This window comes from Endozoicomonas sp. ALB091, assembly GCF_049310265.1.
Lineage (GTDB): Bacteria > Pseudomonadota > Gammaproteobacteria > Pseudomonadales > Endozoicomonadaceae > Endozoicomonas.
In genome coordinates this window covers 1-24863 of record NZ_JBLYNQ010000010.1, presented here as the reverse complement: position 1 = coordinate 24863, position 24863 = coordinate 1, and the positions used below count along the sequence as shown (strand labels likewise).

Sequence of the window (24863 nt, the reverse complement as noted above, 5' to 3'; positions counted from 1 at the left end):
CATTGGTCATGGAAAAGGCTACAGGGAAATGATGGCTCATCTTCAACGGTCAGGATTGATTCGCCGTAAAACCAGGTACCTCAAAGCAATCATGGCTGGCTGGAGAGCAGCAAGAGCAGGTTGGCAGGCAGCCCGGGAAAAGTACTCGCAGCATTATCCTGAGCATGGCAGATCGACCACCGCTCGCAAGGCATCAGGAGGGACATTTTCCCGGTATCTGAAACGTCGTGATGGCCAGTCACTTATCAGGCCTCTGAACTCAACGACGATGCCACATGAGCAATTCGAAAAGTGTGAGAGGGAGCTACTGGCTGCCCTCAATGTAGAAGAGCAGCCTGAAACCCGAAATATTGCCATTTCCGGAGCCATTGGTGTCGGCAAAAGCGCGTTTATTCATGCATTCACCGAGCGTAATCCACAATTCAAGTACACCCGGATTTTTTTGCCACCGCTATCCGAAATCAATCCCCCCATTACTGGGGATAGCAATGAAAATGAGAAAGAATTATTAGAGCAACTTCTGTGCAGCATCACAGGCAAATTACCCGATGACATTAAGGCGCTGCAGCATAAACCCAAAGGCTGGAAAAAAGTCATTGGCGCGCTTCTGGCCTTATCGACCAGCTATTCCATTGCAACACTGGGCTATCTCAGCGGTAGTCTGGGCATTGATCAAAGTACAACGGTCAAAGCACTCCATCTGTATTTACCTGACCCGATGCTGGCCTTTGCCAAAAAGTATGCCCCATTATTAGCTGAACTCTCCTTATTCCTGGTGGGAACACTGGTCGTACTGTATCTATTTACGGGGTTACTGAAAACAGGCCAGAGAAAGAGGCGAACCCGGCTGGAGAACCGTGCAGACCGATCAGATGTCAGTCATTATCTCCATCAAATCAATCATGCCTTTAACCACGGCAGGTATGATGTGGTCATTGTTGAGAACCTGACAAGCCCTTCCCAGCAGACAGCATTGGAAACACTGTATTGTGTCAATGGCTACCTGAATGGCTCAGGCCATATTAAACAACCCGTCTATTTTATCTATCTCCTGGCGGACGAAATACTGACGGCTAGCGAACGTACCCGGTTTTTTGACCTGGTGGTTCCCATTATTCCCGCTCCCAATGCTGAACATACCGGCCCGGAACTGTATAAGCGGCTGAAAACCATCAATAGCCGTGGGATGGATAAAGCATTAATTTACAATGTTGCAAGCGCCATTGGCGACATGAAACTGATGACCAATATCGTTAATGAGTTTCATATTTACCTGGATCAGTTATCCACGGATTTTAAAGCGCCGAATAACAACAAGCTGTTTGCCATGGTCGTTATTAAGAATCTTTATCCCAAAGAGCATGCAGAATTAACCGATGGTATGGGGCTCTTTTGGACGGTGTTCCATGACAATAAACTACCTGGTAAAACGGTGGCCGAAACGCTACGGCAAGGCTTTATGGCGGATTCAGTGTTAAGAGCGCTGACTGAAGAACGCTTTGGCCCTTTACTTTACTTACTTATGAATGGGTATTTTGCTGAAGATTACCGGGACTATCTGTTTTATTTCTATCCAGATACTCCTTTCAATGGATATCCCATAGCTTCATGGCAACCGGCCACGCCCCTCCCACAATCCCTTGAGCATCAGGCGAGTAATTTCAGCCAGAAAAGCACTAACCAGAACAGCGGAGAGTATCTCAACGGCTACCTGCCCAATGACTTTCAAGTGGCCACACAGTGGCAAGTAAGCGAAGCTCTGGAAGTCTGGCAACATCGGGAGCTTGAGGCGAAAGAATACAGTTTACCAGACAGCAACGAAATCCACGATGCAACGTTGAACCAGCTACTCTCTGCATTCACTGACTTTTACCTTGAGCAACTGAACCTCACACATTTATCCCCAAGCCGGATTGAGATCATTATTCAGCACCCCAAGTGTCGGTTCTCATTGAAAAGCCTTGAGTGGCTGGCAAAAAGTGACAACCAGTTTAAGACAGACACCACCTATTACTACCTGCTACGTTTCTGGAACGAATATAAAGCCAATGCCGTGAGTACCGCTCAATTAACGGTTAATACCATTGTAAAATTATTATCCGGCAGCGAAATCAATATTGATGATAAGTTATGGCTCTGCAACCTGTTAAACCATGAAAATGAAATTGATAGCCGTATATTGGCTGCAATGCTTGCACCCATCACCTCACAGCCTGCCGAAAGCTTTACCATGAAAATCAGATTTGGCCGACTTGAAATGCTTATGGCAACCGCCAGAACACTACCGGAAAAGATTCGTTTACTGTCACAGCAGGTAAAATACCTATCCAGACAAGAGGTGTTAACACTGCTTTCACAGTTGGATATTGATGGTACCGGTCAACTTATGAAAGAAAATAACCACTTCTCACTATCCGGTACACAGGAGAATATTGAATTAATAAACGCGTTTAAGTGAGATTATCCTGTAGAGGCAGTTTTGGATAAAAAGATAAAAAATCTCGGGCATATATAAGATAGGGTATAAATAACCTGAAATTTAGATGAATTACCTTATCTTCCTGAATTTACATCAACAAGGAGAAACTACCGGTGAAAATATTGGTCTAAATAATGCTTTAATGACCTTTTAGAGGTAGCTATGGATTCTTCTGTTACTGGTTCAGTCCCCATCTTATATACACAACAAAGTCAATCAGTTGGTATTTCTTCTGCCGCAAGCTCAGAGCCAGAAGTTTCAAGATCACGGGAAACATTACTACCACCTCCTGATGCATTTAATTCAGAGCAGGTGCCAGATGACAAAAAAGCAGCTGACCGCACGATTCATCCACAACCGGAAGGGGAAGCCAGACCTCAACTGGCCGGTGCTGATAGTATGTCCTCCGTATTAGATTCATTTTCTAATATTGCAACAACATTACCAGCGGCAATATCAGCTCATGACCCGAATATCAGTGATTCTCAGCCAGAGGACAAACCACAAGCCCTGCAAACCTCACAGGCAGAACCTTCAACGGAAGCGTCAGAAATGGTTCCACAAGAGCATCAACCAGTCAGAGGCCGTACAGCTGCTATAGCCGACTTTTTTCGCAGCTGTTGTGGTATTCGGGATCGACATGCCAGTCATCCGCCACCAAGATCCGGCACCTGAATAACCAGCGCTTGCCTGCAGATTCCATCAGCCATTGACCTGCGACAGGCAGGTCAACTCATTAATCGATCAAACTGCTCAATAATCAGCAGCAGCTTTTCACTTTCCAGCCGTTCAAGGGGCAACGCCTCCTCTGCATAGGACTTGATATTTGAATCCTTTGGCAGAGTGCCGCCCCCATCCATGATAGCCCTGACGCGGGGAACAAATATCCACTGCAACCACTGGCTGAATGCCATGGTATCCATGCAAAAAGGTGTGGTGCTGTTCATGGCTTCAACCGACGGAGGCATGGGAAGCCAGACATCCTGCCTGCGCAGCTCTGACTCCATAGCGTCCAGCAAAACAATAACTTCTTCAGACATATCAGCTATTCAACGCACTTAACAAATGAGTGATTTTTCGTTCCAGCATAAAGCCCGGTCCCAGACTTAATGCCCTCTCAGCCAGTTGCCGGGACTGGGCAACATGCCCCTGATCCTGACGCAGCAGGGCCAGCTGGTAATAAACGTCCGGAGCCGTTGGGCCAATGCGCATCGCCCGTCCAAGTGCACTCTCGGCCTCATCAAACCTGCCAGCTTCCCGGGCATTCCAGGCCTGGTGCAATAATGTGCCCAGTGCATCCTGACGCTGTTCATAGGGTGATGATGCCACTCCAGGCTGTTCTTTCTGTATCAATACTGGCGTAGAGCAACCCGTCAGAACTGCGGCCAACAACAGCGCAACGAAAAGCCAGGGTGGAAAAGATACCACTTTGCCACACCACTCACAGATGGTGTCATACTTCATTCAAACCACCCTTTGATTTTGTCAAACAGAGAATCCTTCACATCAGCCTTGCAACCGGCATAGGCCTTTGGCTCAGAACCCTTGATATAGGGCAATGGTTTAGCGCCCTGACAATAGCGATGACTGCGACCATTTGCCGATGGATTTACCCAGACGCTGGTCACATTGCTGGCTCCCAGGGATTTTACCGATTGCATCGGCACATTCGACATAAAGTTACCCCAGATTTTCAAAGCACCACTGCTGCCAGTGAGTTTTGTCGGGCTGTTGTCGTCGTGGCCAATCCAGGTCACTGCCACCAGATCACCGGAGTAACCGGCAAACCAGCTATCCCGGAGATCATTGGTGGTGCCTGTTTTACCGCCCAGGGCAATACCCGGCTCAACATACTGATATACGCCGCGTCCCGTACCGTCAGCCATTACCATACCCAAAGCGGTACGCAGCAGTTCCATTGGCCCCGGCTGAAAAGCCCGCTCGACAGAAATACTGTACCGGCTGAGTGGCTTGCCCTGGCTGTCTACCACCGCATCGATCGCCCGCAACGGCATACGAAAGCCACCACTGGCGATGGTTTGGTACATCTTGGCAACCTCAATCGGTGCCATGGATGGAGAGCCAAGCAAGACCGAAGGATAAGGTGGTAACTCCTGCCCGATACCCAGCCTCTTAAGCGTATCCAGGACCGATGACAAACCAACCGCCATCCCGGTATTGGCTGCCGCCTGATTATAGGATTTCGCCAGCGCCAGATAGAGTGGCACCTGACCATGGGATTCACGGCTGTAATTCTGAGGTTCCCAGTAACCGCCACGACCATCACTGATTTTCACTGGTGTATCATGGACAGGCGTCGTTAATGTGTACTGACCGGGCCGTTCAAGCGCGGTTAGATAGATTGCCGGCTTCAACAGGGAGCCAACCGGTCTGCGTGCCTCAAGGGCACGGTTAAATCCGGCATACCCGGGGTTTCGATCGCCCACAACGGCAAGAAGATCCCCGGTCTGGGCAGAGCTAACCACCATGGCACCCTGAAGCTGATTGTCCTTACCCAGAGTCGTTAACGTGCTGGTAACACTGTTCTGGGCCTCCCGCTGAATCACCGGGTCCAGGTTGGTGAAAATTCTCAGCCCCTCAGAGGTCAGGTCCTTCTCATCATAATCCTTGCGCAGCTGCTCTTTCACCATATCGATATAGGCAGGAAAATCGTTGGTACTGACCAGTTCCCGACTGACAACGCCCAATGGCAACTTTTTAGAGCGTTCAACTTCGGCAACAGGCACGATGGATCGCTCAGCCAGGACATCCAGCACAAGGTTTCGTCTCGCCAGAGCGCGTTCAGGGTATCGCCTTGGATCGTACCAGGAGGGCCCTTTGACCATAGCCACCAGCAAGGCCGTGCGGGCCAGATTCAATTCCTTGAGAGGCTGGGCAAAGTAAAACTGGCTGGCCAGGCCAAAACCATGAATGGCCCGACGCCCGTGCTGCCCCAGGTAAACCTCATTTAAATAGGTTTCAAGAATCTCTTCTTTGCCGTAATGCAGCTCAAGCAGCAGTGCCATAATGGCTTCTTTACCTTTACGAACCAGAGTGCGCTCATTGGTCAGAAAGAAGTTTTTCACCAACTGCTGGGTAATGGTACTCCCCCCCTGAACAACCCCTCCGGCTTTCAGGTTGGCCACCATGGCCCGGGCAATGGAGGTGGGTGAGATCCCGACATGGTCGTAATAGTCCCGGTCTTCAATGGCCAGCAGGGCAGGAATCAGATACCGGGGAGTCTGGGCGGTCCGAATCAGCAGGCGGTCTTCATAACTGGCCGGATAAATACCACCAATGGGCTGTGGATCAAGCCTTAACAGTGGCAGGTTTTGACCATCCCGGTCCGCGAGGCGAATCACCTCATTACCTTGAAAGTCAACCTGCACATAGCGCGGTGGTTCAGCACCATCGGGAAAGTGAAACCCCCGGCTATAAATAACGAACTGACTGCCATTGCGGGCAAACGTACCTGGTCGTGCCACATCACGCACCGCCTGATAGCCCTGACGCCTGAGCTGGGACTGGAGATCACCGGGGGTTATCAGCTTGCCTTTATACAATTCAACAGGACGGGCAAATACCTTGGCTGGTATCGCCCACTTTTTCCCTTCAAACTGTTTAGTGACTACGGCATCCAGATAGACAGCGTAAGCACAAACCAGAACCACCAGCGTCAAGCCCAGCTTGAGCAGGATAGATTTCCACGGTACCGGATTGCCCTGCCTTTGCTTAGTGGATGACCGGGTCTTTTTGGCGGGCCTGCCTTTTTTAGTCGTCGATTTTTTTACCATGATGGCGATTATACGCTGGAGCCTGTTGTTGATCTTGTTCGGAAAACGAAAGTGATCGGGAAATGTCTATATTGTTTCCCTTCAGGAGGTATTTTGGTATCGAAAATGACGATTGATTAGCAAAGGCGGAACCCACGTCGCTTACCGTGAATAAAAAGTTGCTTTATCAGCCATCTGGTTGCCAGTACATGGTTTCAATTTGATGGGTTCCTTCTTCCAATGACTCCCAAGCTCCGTTCGTCCTGAGCGGAGATTGTACACATCACACTCATCGAAATGATGCACTGGAAAGTCCCAACAAGGCGTCAAAACACCATTGCGTCAGTAATAACTGATAACTCTATGGGAGGACTTCAAAAGTCTGGTCTATTCTTAAGGGAAAATGACTTCTGAGTTTTTAATAATCATGCTGTCTCTGGTACGGACGCTAGAGTTGAGTTAGGGATCCAGTACATGGCAACTGATCTGATCGAATTAAAAAACCTTGGCAAAACATCCGTACAATGGTTAAACGCTGTAGGCATCAGAACGCTCGAACAACTCCATGACGTAGGCTCTGTTGCAGCCTACTGCAAGGTTCGTGACCGTGGCTTTAAAGTTTCCAAGGTATTGCTTTACGCACTTGAAGGAGCCCTTATTGGTGCGCACTGGAATGACCTGGACCCGGATTACAAGGCCCGTCTGTTAGAGGCAGTAGAAGACAGTCCTCCACCACCCTGACACCTCCCTCGCAAAAGTTTGACGCTATTCACACCCGGCTGCAGACAGGACACTCCGGATCTGCCTGCAGCCCCACGGTCTGCCATTCCATGGTCATCGCGTCAAAAATCATCAAACGACCGTTCAATGTTTTGCCAAATCCGGCAATCAGTTTGATGGCTTCCAATGCCTGCATTGTGCCTATCATTCCGACCACTGGCCCAAGAATTCCCGATTCAGAACAGCTGAGATTTTCATTGCTCTGCTCATCGTATAGACACCGGTAACAGGGTGCACCTGGCTGACGACGATCATAAACTGTCAGCTGGCCGTTAAGCCTGATGGCGGCACCACTGACCAGGGGAACAGAGGCCCTGACACAGGCAGCATTGATGGCAAACCGACTGGTAAAGTTATCGGTACAATCCAGAACCACAGTCGCTTTTCTCACCTGCTCTGACAGGCCTTCACCTGCCAGACATCCATGGATGGTCTCAATCTGAATACTGTCATTGACTGCCAACAGCCGGGCCTGTGCAGCGGAGACTTTTGCAGCCCCCAGATCATCGGCACAATAAAGGGACTGCCGCTGAAGGTTGCTGGTATCCACCGTATCCGGGTCAACCAGCATCATGTGTCCCACGCCTGCTGCGGCCAGATACTGAGCTGCCGGACAGCCCAGCCCACCCAGGCCAAGAATTAAAACGCTTGATGACAGCAACCGTTCCTGCCCTTCGATATCAACCTGGGGAAGCATAATTTGTCGGCTATAGCGGAGTAACTGCTCATCATTCATGGGTGGTTGCTGTCCTTATAAAAAATAGCTTGAAAGATAGGCTGCCTGTAACCATCAGGAAATCCGGCACTTAAGTGAAGTATAAGGAGAGCATCAATCCGATAACACACCCACTGCTGTCTCTTGGCAGCAGGTGGTTGGTAACAGGTAATGACTTCAGATGCGGGGATCAGCTTGCCCGGAAGCAATCAGGACTCTGACTCAATAAACTCACCATAGGCTTCTGCATCCATCAGATCACCGAGTTCACCATCATCATCAAGTTTCATCTTGAAGAACCAGCCATCATTATAAGGATCACTGTTGACAGTTTCCGGAGCGTCTTCAAGAATGCCATTAACGTCAATCACTTCACCCGTCAATGGCACATAGATCTCTGAGGCAGCTTTTACAGACTCTACAGCGCCGGCCTCATCACCTGCAGCGAGCAAAGCACCCTGCTCAGGCAGTTCAACAAAAACCACGTCCCCCAGGGCTTCCTGGGCATGATCTGTAATACCAATAGTGACGGTACCATCTTCCTCCAACCTGACCCATTCATGGGAACGCAGATACCGTAACTCAGAAGGTATATTGCTCATCTATTTTTCCTCGGTTGACTCTCAGTAAAGCTAACGCTGTTTATTGGCTCATGACTGTCAAAGAGCTCAGGGCTGTCTAAGAGCTCATCGCTGACTGGCACGAGCATTCTAACTAGTTTAGTGGGAAGTTTACATAGCACCATCCCGGTTAACGACCTGAATAGAACATACCTCTGAATTTTTTGAGCTGACTACCCTGTATACAAAACTCAACAGCCTGTGCAACACTGAAAAGTTATAAGACATGGCTAAGAAGCCCGAAGTGTGCCGTGGGCCTGATGTTGCGCCAACATGGCACGGATTAATAGTAAATCAAGTGATAAGGTTCAGAGTCCAATGTCACTATCCAATGCCTGCCGATGTAATGAACAGTTGCTGTCTGATTTGATTCAGGTTATTGAAAGACTTCCTGCAAATACTTGTCAGAAAGCTGTCGCTCCTGACAGTGCTCAAACCATAGGCGCTCATGTACGTCATATCATTGAGTTTTATCAGTGTTTTTTATCCGGTCTGGATAGTAGATACATTAACTACGACAACAGGGACAGAGACCCGGAATGTGAGAGGAATGTCGCTTCTGCAGTAGGCGCTTTGCTGAGTATCAAGAAGCGGCTGGTGAAGTTGACAAAGAATGCATCGGGTGAGATCCATCTCACACTCAATGCCTGCATTGATACCAATGGAACTGTCGTTAAGACGGAAACATCGGTCATTCGTGAGCTGTTATTTTTGCAATGTCACACCACGCACCATTTGGCCATCATCAACTTGCTGCTGCAACTGTCAGGCCACCCCCCCCAAAAAAATTTCGGCGTTGCCACCTCAACACTGATTTATCAAAAACAGCAGGAAACATCCTCTAAAAACTAAACTATCGTTCTACTATACTTCACACAATCGCGCCAACACTCAGTTCATTTCTGGCCAATTCTTATCCGCAGCTGTAATAAAGCCAAGAATATCCACCAGCCATTTTTCCTGCACACTGTTGTCGTAATTCAAATACAGTTTGTCAGCAAAGGCGTTGAGGCTCAATGCCATCAGCAGGACCGTAGCTATCCTTAATAATGTATTCATGAAGCATCATCCTCTTCAGTTGTTGATTTTATTTTGTTCAGGGGCTGACCAGGTTTCCACTATTTCCATGCCTTAATAAATTCTACAGTAAATGACCCAAAAAAAGTGCCAGAAAAGCCAGCTAAGATGGGATAAAACCATCAATACTGACCAGTGCTGCCGAAATAATGGCAGCGTTTTCCAGAAGACAAATCGACAGTAACATCAAACCTGCCAATACCATTAGGTGCTTTGTGACGTCCAATATCAGATCAGCCGTCAACTATCCAAAATACTTTGAAGCTTCTATTTCCATCCACCATACTTTTTTCTTAGGTGGATTCCAAATTCCTACAAGTAGTTAACCAAATAGAGTTAAAAATTTTATTTGGTTAATTATTTACCCCTGAGGCAAGCATCAATGAACTCACTGCTGACAAGGATTGTTTTAGCAGCAACACTGTTGACACCAACATTCATTTCACAGGCTGAAGTAGATAATTACCGACTTTTATTACAACGCACAGATAGAGTCATTGTTCACTTTAAAGAAAAGCCTACCGAAGCCAGAGCATTAGCTTTTATTAAACAGGGCGTAACCCATGGTGGTTATGGGGTTGCTGCCGGAAAAAGGCAGGAAGTACTGCCAATAGGAGCCACCGTTAATCTTGACGATGCAAAGACGCTGGCAGCCGGATTAGAAGACGATCCCCAGGTAAAGTTTGCTGAGCCAGACCTGGTAATGCAGGCCATGAGAGTCCCCAACGATCCCCTTTATAATCAGCAATGGCACTACTTTGAAACCGGAGCGGGTATTAATCTCCCTGCTGCCTGGGAAATATCCATTGGCAGTACTGACAATGTGATCGGTGTTATTGATACCGGGATTACTGACCACCAGGAGATTAATGGCAGACTGGTAGCAGGTTATGATTTTGTTTCTGATCCCTGGATGGCGAATGATGGTGATGGCTGGGATAGTAACCCCCGGGATCCGGGAGACGCTCTGCAGCCAGGAGCCTGCGGTTCCTCATTCGGTGACCCGGTTCCGGCTAATGCCCGAAAGAGCAGCTGGCACGGTACTCATGTTACGGGCACGATTGCGGCGAAAACCAATGACAGCATCGGTGTTTCAGGGGTTACCTGGCTCTCCAGGGTGCAAACGCTCAGGGCACTTGGGCGATGTGGTGGTTATACCTCCGATATCGTATCAGCCATGCGTTGGGGAGCAGGCCTGAAAGTCTATGGACTCCCGATAAACCCCAATCCGGTCAACGTACTGAATCTAAGCCTTGGTGGTGAAGCGCTCTGGTGTCCGCAAACCTATCAGGACGCCATTGATGAAGTGGTTGCTGCGGGTGTCACTGTGGTGGTTGCAGCAGGCAATGAGCAACAAAATGTGGCGATGAGCACGCCGGCAAACTGCAAGAATGTCATTGTTGTTGGCGCTATCAATCGCACAGGAAACCTCAGCTGGTACTCAAATTATGGTCCCGATATCGATATTATGGCTCCCGGTGGTGAAACCCTGTTCCAGGGCAATGGCATCCTGTCATTGTACAATTCCGGGCTGAACGGTCCGACAAACGGCTCCTACGCTGAGCTGCAGGGCACCAGCATGGCAGCACCACATATCGCAGGTTTAATTGACCTTAGTTACGCTGTCAATCCAACGCTGTCACCTTCTGAGCGCGAGCGCCTGTTAAAAGAAACAGCCAGACCCTTTGCCTCAGATAGCGATTGCTCAACCTTCAGGTGCGGTGCCGGGATTGCTGATGCAGCGGCCTTCCTGAGAGCCATCCAGAAGGCTAAGTGAGAAATAGTCAGACGAGCCCTGAAATCAGGGCTAAATTTTTAATAAGAGCTAATAAGATCAACAGGTATTGCAAGGCTTCAAAGATCAAGCAATGAAGCAGTCATACCCGGGATGAACAGAGAATGATTCAGCAGCACTTCTCTCTTCAATAAATCCAATGGAGTGGAACCTTGAAACCATCAAATCATGCGCTGCTGCTGGCTGGAATTTTTTCTTCTCTCATCGCTCCCACGAGTCTTCAGGCTGATTCCGATCCGGAAATAACCGATGATGGGCTGCTGGATCTCAGCCTGGAAGAGCTGATCGCACTGGATGTCCCCGACGTCACATCGGTCTCCAAAAGAAAACAGCGCCTGATGGACTCTCCTGCCGCTGTGTTTGTTATCACCAATGAGGATATTCAGCGTTCAGGTGTGACTTCAATTCCAGAGGCACTGAGAATGGTCCCTGGCATGCAGGTAGCCCGGTTGAATAGCAATACCTGGTCCATCAGTACCCGGGGCTTTAATTACATTTTTGCCAATAAATTGCTGGTACTGATCGATGGGCGCACCGTTTACTCGCCTCTGTTCTCCGGTGTTAACTGGGATGTTCAGGACACCATGCTGGAAGATATTGCCCGCATTGAGGTGATTCGCGGCCCGGGGGCAGCGCTGTGGGGTGCCAATGCCGTGAATGGTGTGATCAATATTATTACCAAACATGCGGCAGATACCCAGGGTGGTCTGCTGTCTACCGGGTTTGGTTCGGAGGAGAAAGCCTTTGGGGCCTATCGCTACGGTGGGGAATTAGGGGATTATGGCTACTACCGGGCGTTTTTCAAAACCTTCAACCGCGATGGATTAGCGAACAAAGACGGTACCGATGCCAATGATGACTGGGCATTAAAACGAGCAGGATTTAAAGCGAATTGGCGAACATCAAACGGGGCTGAAGCGTCACTTCAGAGTGAACTTTATGACGGCACAACCCGCCCCGACTTAAAAATCTTCAATGAAACCACACTGAGCCCGGACCGCATTGTCAATCAAAGCAGAGATCAAAAGGGTGGACACCTGATCGGCAGCTATAAACAGTACCAGGCTGACAGCAGCCACTTTGCCCTCAAAGGCTACTATGACCGCTATGAAAATTATGATTACCGGTTCACGGAAAAGCGAGATACCGCCGACCTTGAGTTTCAGCACCAGATACTACCCGGCAACGATCATGACATCATCTGGGGCCTGGGTTATCGACTGACCCAATATAACCTCAACAGCGCCACGAACAACATCACCATGGCACCTGCCAGGCGAACGGACCGGCTATACAGCGCATTTGTTCAGGATCATATTACCCTTTCACCGCAATGGGCTCTGACGCTCAGCTCCCGCTTTGAGCATAACGACTTTACCGGTTATGAGATTCAGCCCAATGCCAGTCTGACCTGGAAGATATCGGACCAGCAAACCCTGTGGATGAAAGCGGCCAGTGCGTTAAAGACACCATCAATCAGTGAAACATCGGTAACTTCCCGTGGAATTGCATTCCTGCGAGAAGAGGACGCTCCTGTACCGGGAACCGCTACTCCAGACTTATTGGCTATCAGTGGCAATGATCAACTGGATTCGGAAAAATTATTTGCTTTAGAGGTGGGCTATAGAGAGCAATTTAATAATCAACTGCTGTTTGATATCACTGCCTTTTTCAACCAGTACAGAGATCTTTTGGCTTACGTTGATCAACCCGGTTGCCTGGATAGAACCACTTTTGACAGTTCAGTCATGCTTTGCTCCTATGGCAATAATGGAGGCAAACCTGCCGTAGAATATTCAACCACATTTGCCAACGGGTTAACGGCTAACACCTATGGTCTGGAGGTAACAACAGACTGGCAGGCAACCCCCTGGTGGAAACTGCAATTTAACTACAGTTTTCTGGGTGTTGATGCATTCAGCAAGGATTCCGGTTCAGCTATAACCAACAGCTACCTTAGGGGAAATGAACACTTACTGGAAACCCTCAGTGCCAACAATACCGCCAATATCCGTTCTTACATGAACTTACCCCACCAGTGGTATCTTGATTTCTGGGTACGCTATATGGATAACCTTAAAGATGCAGAAGTTAGTGCCTACACGGCTCTGGACTTCAGGGTAGCCAAAAAATTCGGCAAAGACCTTGAACTATCCCTGACCGGCAAGAACCTGTTCGACCAACAACGGCTGGAATTCGATGAAATATTCAGCGGGCTCGGCGAAACTGAGGTACAGGAATCCTGGTACCTGCAGTTACGCTGGCAACATTAATCGGATGGGGGAGATCACTTCATGCCGATCATAATCAACAAAACCTACGCAATCATTGCATTAGCTCTGCTCTGCTGCTTAAACGTAACTCAATCAAACGCCAGTGAAGTTACCAAAGCGGACAAGGTTAAGGCCGCCATTGTCTATAAACTTTCCAAGTTTGTTGCCTGGCCCGGAAAAAAGCAGACCCTGGCACTGTGCATTATTGGCAGCGGAGCTATCAACAGTGAACTGCAAAAAATCAATCATAAATTCAGCAGGGGGCGGCGTATATCAGTCACTCATAAAATACATAGCGCCCCATTGGAAAAGCTATGCGACATTGTCTACATCCATAACTCAACGCCACATGTCGTATCCGGAATCTTACAGAAATTAAAAAATGAATCAGTACTGACCATCAGTGATAGCGAGAACTTCGCTTATCAAGGTGGTGTGATAGGACTGATCCGTACCGGTAGCCGGATCCAGTTTGCCATCAGTCAAAGTGCGACCAGAAATGCGAGCCTGTCAATTAACGCCCAATTAATGAGGTTAGCCAAGGTTGTTAAATAGTCATTATGATCACATTTAAGAACCTGCCCATTAAAAAGAAGTTACGATACGCCATGCTGATAACGGCGTATTCCGTTCTGCTGGTAACCCTGAGTGTGCAAACCGTCAGTGAATATATGCACTCACGGTCTTTGCTGGTCAGTAAACTGGAAACCCTGGTTGAAGTGATTGGTGCCAATGCCCAGGCAGCTTTGATGTTTGAGGATACGGTAGCGGCTGAACAACTATTGAACGGTTTCTCCAGCACCAATGAAATAGAAGCAGCCTACTTATTAAATCCGGCCGGTGAGCGCGTTGCCGACTATCATCGGGAAAAGAAGCAACCCTGGGCCTTTACCCTGCAGGAACTCAACCAGCCCGTTACCTTATTCAGCAAAGCCAAGCTGCATTTATATCGTCCTATCAATTTGGATGGTCAGTTTATTGGTGCCATTTATATCCAGTCAAACCTGAGTGAGCTCTACCTGCACCTCACTCATATCTTGTTTTTGGTCATGATTGCGGCATTAATTTCTATCGTACTGGCGGCAATGCTGAGTGCCAGGCTGCAAAAACTGCTGGCACGTCCCATTACAGAACTGGCTGATACCATCAGCGAAATCACCAAATACCAGCAGTATGATCGCCAGGTGCAAAAATACGACAACGATGAGATTGGGCAACTGTATGACTGCTTCAATAACATGCTCATGCAGATCAAAGAGCGAGATGACCGACTGCAACAACATCGTGAAAACCTGGAAGCCACCGTTACCAGTAGAACCAATGAACTGAAAATGGCCAATCGGGGGCTGAAAGAAAATCTGACGGAGCTTAATGAAGCCAAAGAAGCCGCATTGGATGCAGTCAAAGCCAAAAGTTCTTTCCTGGCCAATATGAGCCATGAAATCCGTACGCCGATGAATGGTGTTCTTGGCATGCTGGACCTGATGAAAGACACCCCGCTCACAAAAACACAAAATGATTTTTTGAATACCGCTTATTCCTCTGCTGATTCGCTACTTTCCATCATTAACGACATTCTCGACTTTTCAAAAATTGAAGCGGGCAAAATGACCATTGAGGCAGTGGATATTTCAGTCCGGGATGTTGTTGAAGATGTCTGCACATTACTGGCAGGCACCGCCCGAGAGAAGGGCCTGGAGCTTAGCTGCTATACCGATGTTGACCTGCCAGCCACACTGAAAGGAGACTCGGTAAGACTGAGGCAGGTGCTAACCAACCTGATTGGCAATGCCATAAAGTTCACCATCAAAGGAGAGGTCAGCGTTAAAGTAAACCTGATCAAACGGTCACAGACGTCGGCACAAATTGAATTTTCTGTGGAGGATACCGGCATCGGTATTGCTGAACATATCCTGCCAACCCTGTTCAATGAGTTTACCCAGGCTGATGGCAGTACTACCCGGAAGTTTGGGGGCACCGGTCTGGGTTTGACGATCTCCCGACAGTTGGTTGAGTTAATGGGAGGCAACATCCGTGTTATCAGTGCTGAAGGTCTCGGCTCCACATTCACCTTCACCCTGGAGATGGCGATATCCCAAAACCAATGCAGGCAAAAGTCTCAGACCCTTCATGCACTGGACGGTATAAAAGCCCTGGTCGTTGATGATAACCACACCAACCGGGAGATACTGCGCCACTACCTAACAGCCTGGGGCCTGGATCACAACGAGGCATCAACCGCAAAAGACGCTCTGCAGCTATTGAGAAAAGCTCATAACAATAACCAGCCCTATGAGCTTGTCTTTCTGGATATGAATATGCCCGACATGGATGGGCTGGAATTGTCTAAAGTGATCGAAGACGATCCCGACTTACAGTCCATTCGCAGAATCATGCTCAGCTCTACCGGTTTTATCCCTCAGGAACAACAGCAAGCGGCCGGGCTGTCCGCTTGCCTGAGCAAACCATTCCGGCAGTCCAGATTACTGGATACCACCATGCAGGTGATGCATTACCATCACGCCAGCCAACAACCGGATGGCCTGACAGACCAACATGAACCAGAAACAGCAGTATTCTCCGAGAGCATCCAGATCCTTCTGGTAGAAGACAATATGGTCAACCAGAAAGTCGCTACCAGCATGCTGAAAAAAATTGGCTTGAGTCATATTCATATAGCAGAAGATGGTCGTGAAGCGGTCAACATGAGCCGACACCAAACCTACGACCTGGTGCTGATGGACTGCCAAATGCCGGAGATGAGCGGATATGAAGCCACAGGTCTGATCAGACAGAGAGAGCGTGAGCAACAGTTACCCAGAATACCGATCATCGCGATGACCGCCAATGCAATGGCTGAAGACCGGGAAAAGTGCCTGGCTGCCGGCATGGATGACTATCTGAGCAAACCGGTCAAAATTGACCACCTCAGGGAGAGGCTGGCGCACTGGCTGATTCACGACACACCGCCACAAACAGGAACACCGAAAGCTGCAGAAAAAAACCGGACGATTGCCAGCAAACCGGATCTATCAAAACAGCATCCATTGATTGATCAGTCCGTCTTCAATGCACTTCAGGAGTTGATGGAAGAAGAGTTCCCGGTACTGATTAACAGCTATCTGGAAGACGCCCCTAAATTAATGGCCGATATCAAATTCTCTTCCAAAGATGCAGACCGGGAGGTGCTGGTAAGAGCAGCCCATACCCTGAAATCAAGCAGTAGCAATCTTGGTGCCACACAGCTGGCAATGATTGCCGCCGACATCGAGAAGGAAGGGAAAGCCAGCCAGCTGGCAGAGGCATCAGCGTTAATCGCTTCACTGGAATCAACGCTTGATGAAACCCTTCAATCTCTAATAATAAAAACAAAACAATCAAAAAATTGACTGATCAAAATGACCGATGATTCATCTGAATACGAATCTGTCTTTTTAAATATGTTGACTGATTATACCCCACATCAAACAACTACAATTACTGAATAAGTTCATGAACCGCATGTAAGCCGGACAACACCTTAGCGGAAGAGGTAAACTAATGAATTCTGACAACAATATCCCCGTCATAGGATATGTAACCGATGCCACTTCGGCCATTGAAGTCACTGATTCAAATGGAAACGTTGTCACCAAAAAGGTTGGTGACCCCATTTTTCTTGATGAAGTCATTAATAATGAGTCCGGTTCAGAAGTTGTCGTCAAATTATTAAATGGTCAATCTCTAACGGTTCCGGTGGCGCAACAAGTAGTGATGGGGGCAGAGATCGTTAATAGTCTTGATCCAACGGCTGCCGGCGAAGAAGGTGATCAAGATAAAGAAAGCGAAGAAAGTGATCAAAGCGATGAAGCTGATGAAAGTGATCAAGTTAAAGAAAGCGAACAAGTTAATGAGTCACCAACAGAGCAATCAGATAATTCAGATTCAACACAAAGCTCTTCAGATCAATCAGATACAGGCATTACCCAATCACGGTTACCTACTACGGTCGTCATTGAGCAGGAAAACAGTCAAAATACAGACCGCCAATCAACGGAAGAGCAATCAAAAGGTAACGAACTCAGTCAACTGGAGTTCAACTCAATTAGTCAGCTGATTGACAATCAACCTTCTGCCCCTGAAAGCATTGCTCCAGTCATCGAAAGTCAAAACTTTAACGTTAATGAAAACGTCCCTGAAGACGGCTCTGCGGTCGTAGGTCAAGTTATTGCCAGCCAATCTGACAATCTGACGTTTGCCATTATCGGAGGTAATGAAGACAACGCCTTTGCCATCAGGCCCACAACCGGTGAACTGCTCGTTACCGGCCCCCTGAATCATGAAATAAGAGATAGCTACACCTTAACCGTCGAAGTAACTAGCCAGAATGGTATCAGCAGAAATGCCTCCATCAGTGTTTCAATTAATGATCTCAATGAAGCGCCTGAAGCTTATGACGATGTTGATGACAGCCATGAAAATCATGTACTGATCATCGATGTACTGGCAAATGATGTTGATGAGGATCTTGCTGATAGCCCCGACAACTTCAACCTCCACAGCGCTGAGATTGTCGATAATCTGGGCAATGTCATGGCTGGTCAGGGCTCTGTCAGCATTGTCGATAACCGGCTGCAGTTTACCCCCGGGGCAGATTTTGATTATCTGGCAACCGGTGAGTCAGCTGTCATCACCATTCACTACATTATGAGTGACGATGGTGGTATGACCTCAAATGCCATCACCACCATTACCGTCACCGGAGCCAACGACGGGCCAGTAGCCACCGCCGATATTGACACAACCGGGGAAAACAACAGCGTTTTCGTCGATGTCATTGCCAACGACAGTGACCTGGATGGCAACAATATGCTCAGTGTCAGTGCTGCCAGCATTGCCACCATGACCAACAACAGCAACAGCCAGGCCATTGTGCCCGGCACCGCCAATGTCAGCTTCAGTGGCAACAACGTAATCTTTTCCCCTGGCAACGACTTTGATTATCTGGCCACCGGTGAAACCGCTACCGTCGTGGTGAACTACACCGTTACCGATGATGATGGCACGCCACTGACGGATAGCAGCACCCTCACCATCACTGTCACCGGCACTAACGATGCACCGGTGGCCACCGCAGATATCGGTAATACCGGGGAAAACAGCAGCGTTACTGTGGATGTGATCGCCAATGACAGTGACCTGGACACCAGCAATGGGCTCAGTGTTAATGCCGTCGGTATTGCCAGCATGACCAATGATGGCGACAGCCAGACCATTCTCCACAATACCGCCAGTGTCAGCTTCAGTGGCAATAATGTTACCTTCAATCCCGGTACCGACTTTGATTACCTGGCCAGTGGCGAAACGGCCACAGTGAAGGTGAACTACACCGTCACCGATGATGATGGAAAACCACTGACGGATAACAGCACCCTGACCATCACGGTAACCGGCACTAATGATGCCCCGGTAGCCACCGCCGATACTGACGCAACTCAGGAAAACGACAGTATCAGCGTGGATGTAATTGCCAATGACTCTGACCCGGATGCCAACAACGGGCTAAGTCTCAGCGGAGCCAGCATTGCCACCGTAACCAACAACAGCGACAGTCAGGCTATTGCGCTGAGCACCGCCAGTCTCAGCGTCAGTGGCAATAACATCACCTTCAATCCCGGCAGTGACTTTGATTATCTGGCCACCGGCGAAACCGCTACCGTTCTGGTGAACTACACCGTTACCGATGATAACGGCACACCACTGACTGATAGCAGCACCCTGACCATCACCGTTACCGGCACCAACGATGCACCGGTGGCCACCGCAGATACCGATAACACCTGGGAAAAAAACGCCATCACCGTCGATGTAATCGCCAATGATAGTGACCCGGACACCAGCAATACGCTCAGTGTCAGTGCCGCCAGCATTGCCACCATGACCAATGATGGTGATCAACAGCCCGTCACTCTCAGCACGGCCAGTGTCAGTTTCAGCGGTAACAATGTTATCTTCGATCCCGGTACCGATTTCGAATATCTGGCCAATGGCGAAACGGCCACGGTAATACTCAACTACACAGTCACCGATGATGATGGCACGCCACTGACTGATAGCAGCACCCTGACCATCACCGTCACCGGCACCAGCAGCATTGCTCCCACCATCACGGCGGTGACAGATGTGACCGGAGCCATAACCGAAATTGCCGATGATGCCAATGGTGAGAACATCAATACACTGTCTGACAACGGCAGCTTCACCATTGCTGATGTGGATCTGACTGATGTCCAAACCGTCAGCGTCACTTCAGACACCACCGGATATCTCGGATCTTTCACCCCCACGGTCAGCAATAACACCACCGGCGATGGCACCGGCCAGGTAGACTGGACCTTCAGCGTGCCCGATGCGGATATTGATTACCTGGCAGCAGGCCAGGTGCTGACCCAGTCTTACACCGTCACCGTGGACGATGGCCGGGGTGGCACCGTGGATCAGCAGGTGACCATCACGATCACCGGCACCAACGATGCACCCGTGGCCGTCGTTGATACCGGCACCACTCAGGAAGACAACAGTGTTACCGTCGATGTCCTTGCCAACGACAGTAATACCGATAGCAGTGATGTGCTCAGTGTGAGCGCTGCCAGCATTGCCACCATGACCAACAACAGTGACAGCCAGGCGATTGTGCCTGGCACCGCCAGTGTCAGCTTCAGTGGCAACAACGTAATCTTTTCCCCTGGCAACGACTTTGATTATCTGGCCACCGGTGAAACCGCCACCGTCGTAGTGAACTACACCGTTACCGATGATGATGGCACGCCACTGACGGATAGCAGCACCCTCACCATCACTGTCACCGGCACCAACGATGCACCGGTAGCCACCGCAGATACCAGTGATACCGCAGAAAACAGCAGCGTTACTGTGGATGTGATCGCCAATGACAGTGACCTGGACACCAGCAATGGGCTCAGTGTCAATGCCGTCGGTATTGCCAGCATGACCAATGATGGCGACAGCCAGACCATTCTCCACAATACCGCCAGTGTCAGCTTCAGCGGCAATAATGTTATCTTCAATCCCGGTACCGACTTTGATTACCTGGCCAGTGGCGAAACCGCCACGGTGAAGGTGAACTACACCATCACCGATGATGATGGAACACCACTGACGGATAACAGCATCCTGACCATCACGGTAACCGGCACTAATGATGCCCCGGTAGCCACCGCCGATACTGACGCGACTCAGGAAAACAACAGTATCAGCGTGGATGTTATTGCCAATGACTCTGACCCGGATGCCAGCAACGGGCTCAGTCTCAGCACAGCCAGCATTGCCACCATGACCAACAACAGTGACAGTCAGGCTATTCCAATGAGCACCGCCAGTCTCAGCGTCAGTGGCAATAACATCACCTTCAATCCCGGTACTGACTTTGATTATCTGGCCACCGGCGAAACCGCTACCGTTCTGGTGAACTACACCGTTACCGATGATAACGGCACACCACAGACTGATAGCAGCACCCTGACCATCACCGTTACCGGCACCAACGATGCACCGGTGGCCACCGCAGATACCGATAACACCTGGGAAAACAGCGACGTCACCGTCGATGTAATCGCCAATGATAGTGACCCGGACACCAGCAATACGCTCAGTGTCAGTGCCGCCAGCATTGCCACCATGACCAATGATGGTGATCAACAGCCCGTCACTCTCAACACGGCCAGTGTCAGCTTCAACGGCAACGATGTTACCTTCAATCCCGGTACCGATTTCGACTATCTGAACAAGGACGAAACGGCTACGGTGGTGCTCAACTACACAATCACCGATGATGATGGTACGCCACTGACTGATAACAGCACACTGACCATCACCGTCACCGGCACAGACAACAAGCTTCCCACCGTTACGGCTGCCACAGATGTCACCGGAGCCATCACCGAAATTGCCGATGGTGCCAATGGTGAGAGCATCAATACACTGTCTGACAACGGCAGCTTCACCATTGCTGATGCGGATCTGACCGATGTTCAGACCGTCAGCGTCACTTCGGACACCACCGGATATCTCGGATCCTTTACCCCCACGGTCAGCAATAACACTACCGGCGATGGCACCGGCCAGGTGGACTGGACCTTCAGCGTGCCCGATGCGGATATTGATTACCTGGCAGCAGGCCAGGTGCTGACCCAGTCTTACACCGTCACCGTGGACGATGGCCGGGGTGGCACCGTGGATCAGCAGGTGACCGTCACGATCACTGGCACCAACGATGCACCCGTGGCCGTCGTTGATACCGGCACCACTCAGGAAGACAACAGTGTTACCGTCGATGTCCTTGCCAACGACAGTGATACCGATAGCAGTGATGTGCTCAGTGTGAGCGCTGCCAGCATTGCTGCCATGACCAACGACAGTGACAGCCAGGCTATTGTGCCTGGCACCGCCAGCGTCAGCTTCAGTGGCAATGACATCACCTTCAATCCCGGTACAGACTTTGATTATCTGGCCACCGGTGAAACCGCCACCGTCGTGGTGAACTACACCGTTTCAGATGATGATGGCACGCCACTGACGGATAGCAGCACCCTGACCATCACTGTCACCGGCAACAACGACGGACCAGTGCTGAACGCAGCGCTGGCAGACCAGAGTGCCGATCAGGACGACGCCTTCAGCTACCAGCTGCCAGCAGACAGCTTCACTGACCTGGATGGTGACACCCTGAGCTACAGCGCCACCCTGGCCGATGGCAGTGCCCTGCCCGCCTGGCTCAGCTTTGATGCCGCCAGCACCACCTTCTCCGGCACGCCTGCCAGTCGCGATGTGGGCTCATTGTCGGTAACGGTCACCGCCAGCGATGGCGTGGCCAGCACCTCGGATAACTTTACCCTGGATATCACCGGCGATGCCCCGGCCGTGATTGCCGGCGATGACAGCGCCACGGTGACCGAAGACAGTAGCGATGTTCTGAGTACCAGCGGCACCCTGACCATCAGTGACAGCGATGCTGGGGAAGCCCAGTTTATCGCCACCACCATCACCGGCAGCTACGGTGACCTGACCCTTAACGCCAATGGTCAGTGGAACTACAGCGCTGATAACAGCCAGTCGGCTATTCAGCAACTCAGGGAGGGTGAAACCCTCACCGAAACCCTGACCGTCACGTCAGCGGATGGCACCACCCACACCCTGACCATCACCCTCAACGGCAGCAACGACGGACCAGTACTGGATGTTGCCCTGGCCGACCAGAGCGCCGATCAGGACAACCCCTTCAGCTACCAGCTGCCAGCAAACAGCTTCAGCGACCTGGAGGGTGACGCCTTGAGCTACAGCGCCACTCTGGCCGATGGCAGTGCCCTGCCCGCCTGGCTGAGCTTCGATGCCGCCAGCAGCACCTTCTCGGGCACGCCCGGCATTGGCGATGTAGGCTCGCTGTTGGTGAGGGTCACCGCCAGCGATGGTGTGGCCAGCACCTCGGATAACTTTACCCTGGACATCACCGGCAATGCCCCGGCCGTGATTGCAGGCGACGACAGCGCCACGGTGACCGAAGACAACAGCGACGTACTGAGTGCCAGCGGTACCCTGACCATCAGTGACAGCGATGCCGGTGAAACCCAGTTTATCGCCACCACCATCACCGGCAGCTATGGTGACCTGACCATTGATGCCAGTGGCCAGTGGACCTACAGCGCCGATAACAGCCAGTCGGTCATTCAGCAGCTTGGGGATGGCGAAACCCTCACCGAGACGCTGACCGTGATGTCAGCGGATAGCACCACCCACACGCTGACCATCACTCTTAACGGCAGCAACGACGGACCCGTGCTGGATGTTGCCCTGGCAGATCAATACGCCGATCAGGACAACCCCTTCAGCTACCAGCTGCCAGCCAACAGCTTCAGCGACCTCGAAGGTGATGCCCTGAGCTACAGCGCCACCCTCGCCGATGGCAGTGCCCTGCCCGCCTGGCTCAGCTTCGATGCCGCAAGCACCACCTTCTCCGGCACACCCGGCAGTGGCGATGTAGGCTCGCTGTTGGTGAGGGTCACCGCCAGCGATGGCGTGGCCAGCACCTCGGATAACTTTACCCTGGATATCACCGGTGATGCCCCGGCCGTGATTGCCGGCGACGACAACGCCACGGTGACCGAAGACAGCAGCGACGTCCTGAGCGCCAGCGGCACCCTGACCATCAGTGACAGCGATGCTGGAGAAGCCCAGTTTATCGCCACCACCATCACCGGCAGCTACGGTGACCTGACCCTTAACGCCAATGGTCAGTGGAACTACAGCGCCGATAACAGCCAGTCGGCCATTCAGCAGCTCGGGGAGGGTGAAACCCTCACCGAGACGCTGACCGTCACGTCAGCGGATGGCACCACCCACACCCTGACCATCACCCTCAACGGCAGCAACGACGGGCCGGTACTGGATGTAGCCCTGGCCGATCAGAGCGCCGATCAGGACAACCCCTTCAGCTACCAGCTCCCAGCAAACAGCTTCAGCGACCTGGAAGGTGATGCCCTGAGCTACAGCGCCACCCTGGCCGATGGCAGTGCCCTGCCCGCCTGGCTCAGCTTCGATGCCGCCAGCAGCACCTTCTCCGGCACACCCGGCAGTGGCGATGTAGGCTCGCTGTTGGTGAGGGTCACCGCCAGCGATGGTGTGGCCAGCACCTCGGATAACTTTACCCTGGACATCACCGGCAATGCCCCGGCCGTGATTGCAGGCGACGACAGCGCCACGGTGACCGAAGACAACAGCGACGTACTGAGTGCCAGCGGTACCCTGACCATCAGTGACAGCGATGCCGGTGAAGCCCAGTTTATCGCCACCACCATCACCGGCAGCTATGGTGACCTGACCATTGATGCCAGTGGCCAGTGGACCTACAGCGCCGATAACAGCCAGTCGGTCATTCAGCAGCTTGGGGATGGCGAAACCCTCACCGAGACGCTGACCGTGATGTCAGCGGATAGCACCACCCACACGCTGACCATCACTCTTAACGGCAGCAACGACGGACCCGTGCTGGATGTTGCCCTGGCAGATCAATACGCCGATCAGGACAACCCCTTCAGCTACCAGCTGCCAGCCAACAGCTTCAGCGATCTCGAAGGTGATGCCCTGAGCTACAGCGCCACCCTCGCCGATGGCAGTGCCCTGCCCGCCTGGCTCAGCTTCGATGCCGCAAGCACCACCTTCTCCGGCACACCCGGCAGTGGCGATGTAGGCTCGCTGTTGGTGAGGGTCACCGCCAGCGATGGCGTGGCCAGCACCTCGGATAACTTTACCCTGGATATCACCGGTGATGCCCCGGCCGTGATTGCCGGCGACGACAA

At 50.9% G+C, this 24863-nt stretch carries 15 protein-coding genes; 9 read left to right on the top strand and 6 right to left on the bottom strand.

Going from position 1 to position 24863, the window contains the following annotated elements; genetic code table 11:
• The first annotated feature begins 28 nt into the window (after positions 1-28).
• Positions 29-2458: a hypothetical protein gene (locus ACO6UX_RS22650; RefSeq protein WP_422450585.1), complete on the top strand. Its 2430-nt coding sequence runs from the start codon at positions 29-31 to the stop codon at positions 2456-2458.
• Between the two features lie 183 nt (positions 2459-2641).
• A complete protein-coding gene (locus tag ACO6UX_RS22645) occupies positions 2642-3154 on the top strand; it encodes a hypothetical protein (RefSeq protein ID WP_422450584.1) in 513 nt (170 codons plus the stop codon).
• Positions 3155-3207: 53 nt separating this feature from the next.
• On the opposite strand, the gene ACO6UX_RS22640 is transcribed toward ACO6UX_RS22645, so the two are convergent.
• Genes ACO6UX_RS22640 through mrcB form a run of 3 tightly spaced genes read right to left on the bottom strand, consistent with a single transcriptional unit; the run spans position 3208 to position 6273 of the window.
• Positions 3208-3519: a YqcC family protein gene (locus tag ACO6UX_RS22640; protein ID WP_422450583.1), complete on the bottom strand. Its 312-nt coding sequence runs from the start codon at positions 3517-3519 to the stop codon at positions 3208-3210.
• A 1-nt stretch (position 3520) separates the two neighbouring features.
• Positions 3521-3943 carry a tetratricopeptide repeat protein gene (locus tag ACO6UX_RS22635; RefSeq protein ID WP_422450582.1) on the bottom strand — a complete coding sequence of 141 codons (423 nt, stop codon included), beginning with the start codon at positions 3941-3943 and terminating at the stop codon, positions 3521-3523.
• Complete coding sequence (mrcB, locus tag ACO6UX_RS22630; protein ID WP_422450581.1) at positions 3940-6273, bottom strand: penicillin-binding protein 1B; 2334 nt, start codon at positions 6271-6273, stop codon at positions 3940-3942. Before mrcB ends, ACO6UX_RS22635 begins: the two co-directional genes overlap by 4 nt.
• 453 nt (positions 6274-6726) lie before the next feature.
• Here mrcB and ACO6UX_RS22625 point away from each other — a divergent pair, with 453 nt between their 5' ends.
• Positions 6727-6993 (top strand): TfoX/Sxy family protein, encoded by a 267-nt coding sequence (locus ACO6UX_RS22625; RefSeq protein WP_066014644.1) that lies wholly within the window; start codon positions 6727-6729, stop codon positions 6991-6993.
• 28 nt (positions 6994-7021) lie between these two features.
• On the opposite strand, the gene ACO6UX_RS22620 is transcribed toward ACO6UX_RS22625, so the two are convergent.
• Positions 7022-7768, bottom strand: coding sequence for a HesA/MoeB/ThiF family protein (locus tag ACO6UX_RS22620; protein WP_422450580.1), 747 nt, complete (start codon positions 7766-7768; stop codon positions 7022-7024).
• A 188-nt stretch (positions 7769-7956) separates the two neighbouring features.
• Positions 7957-8349, bottom strand: coding sequence for a glycine cleavage system protein GcvH (gene gcvH, locus ACO6UX_RS22615; RefSeq protein ID WP_101748033.1), 393 nt, complete (start codon positions 8347-8349; stop codon positions 7957-7959).
• A gap of 336 nt (positions 8350-8685) precedes the next feature.
• On the opposite strand from gcvH, the gene ACO6UX_RS22610 reads away from it, so the two are divergent.
• Positions 8686-9219 (top strand): hypothetical protein, encoded by a 534-nt coding sequence (locus tag ACO6UX_RS22610; protein WP_422450579.1) that lies wholly within the window; start codon positions 8686-8688, stop codon positions 9217-9219.
• 39 nt (positions 9220-9258) lie between these two features.
• On the opposite strand, the gene ACO6UX_RS22605 is transcribed toward ACO6UX_RS22610, so the two are convergent.
• A complete protein-coding gene (locus ACO6UX_RS22605) occupies positions 9259-9426 on the bottom strand; it encodes a hypothetical protein (protein WP_422450578.1) in 168 nt (55 codons plus the stop codon).
• Between the two features lie 400 nt (positions 9427-9826).
• Here ACO6UX_RS22605 and ACO6UX_RS22600 point away from each other — a divergent pair, with 400 nt between their 5' ends.
• From ACO6UX_RS22600 to ACO6UX_RS22580, 5 genes are all read left to right on the top strand, one after another.
• The gene (locus ACO6UX_RS22600; RefSeq protein ID WP_422450577.1) at positions 9827-11221 is read left to right on the top strand and encodes a S8 family peptidase; all 1395 of its coding nucleotides are present in this window, start codon (positions 9827-9829) and stop codon (positions 11219-11221) included.
• A 170-nt stretch (positions 11222-11391) separates the two neighbouring features.
• Positions 11392-13512 carry a TonB-dependent receptor plug domain-containing protein gene (locus ACO6UX_RS22595; protein ID WP_422450576.1) on the top strand — a complete coding sequence of 707 codons (2121 nt, stop codon included), beginning with the start codon at positions 11392-11394 and terminating at the stop codon, positions 13510-13512.
• 21 nt (positions 13513-13533) lie between these two features.
• Complete coding sequence (locus ACO6UX_RS22590; RefSeq protein ID WP_422450575.1) at positions 13534-14067, top strand: YfiR family protein; 534 nt, start codon at positions 13534-13536, stop codon at positions 14065-14067.
• Positions 14068-14072: 5 nt separating this feature from the next.
• Positions 14073-16901, top strand: coding sequence for a response regulator (locus ACO6UX_RS22585; protein WP_422450574.1), 2829 nt, complete (start codon positions 14073-14075; stop codon positions 16899-16901).
• Between the two features lie 151 nt (positions 16902-17052).
• Positions 17053-24863 (top strand): VCBS domain-containing protein (locus tag ACO6UX_RS22580; RefSeq protein ID WP_422450573.1); only part of this gene is annotated, 7811 nt, incomplete at its 3' end.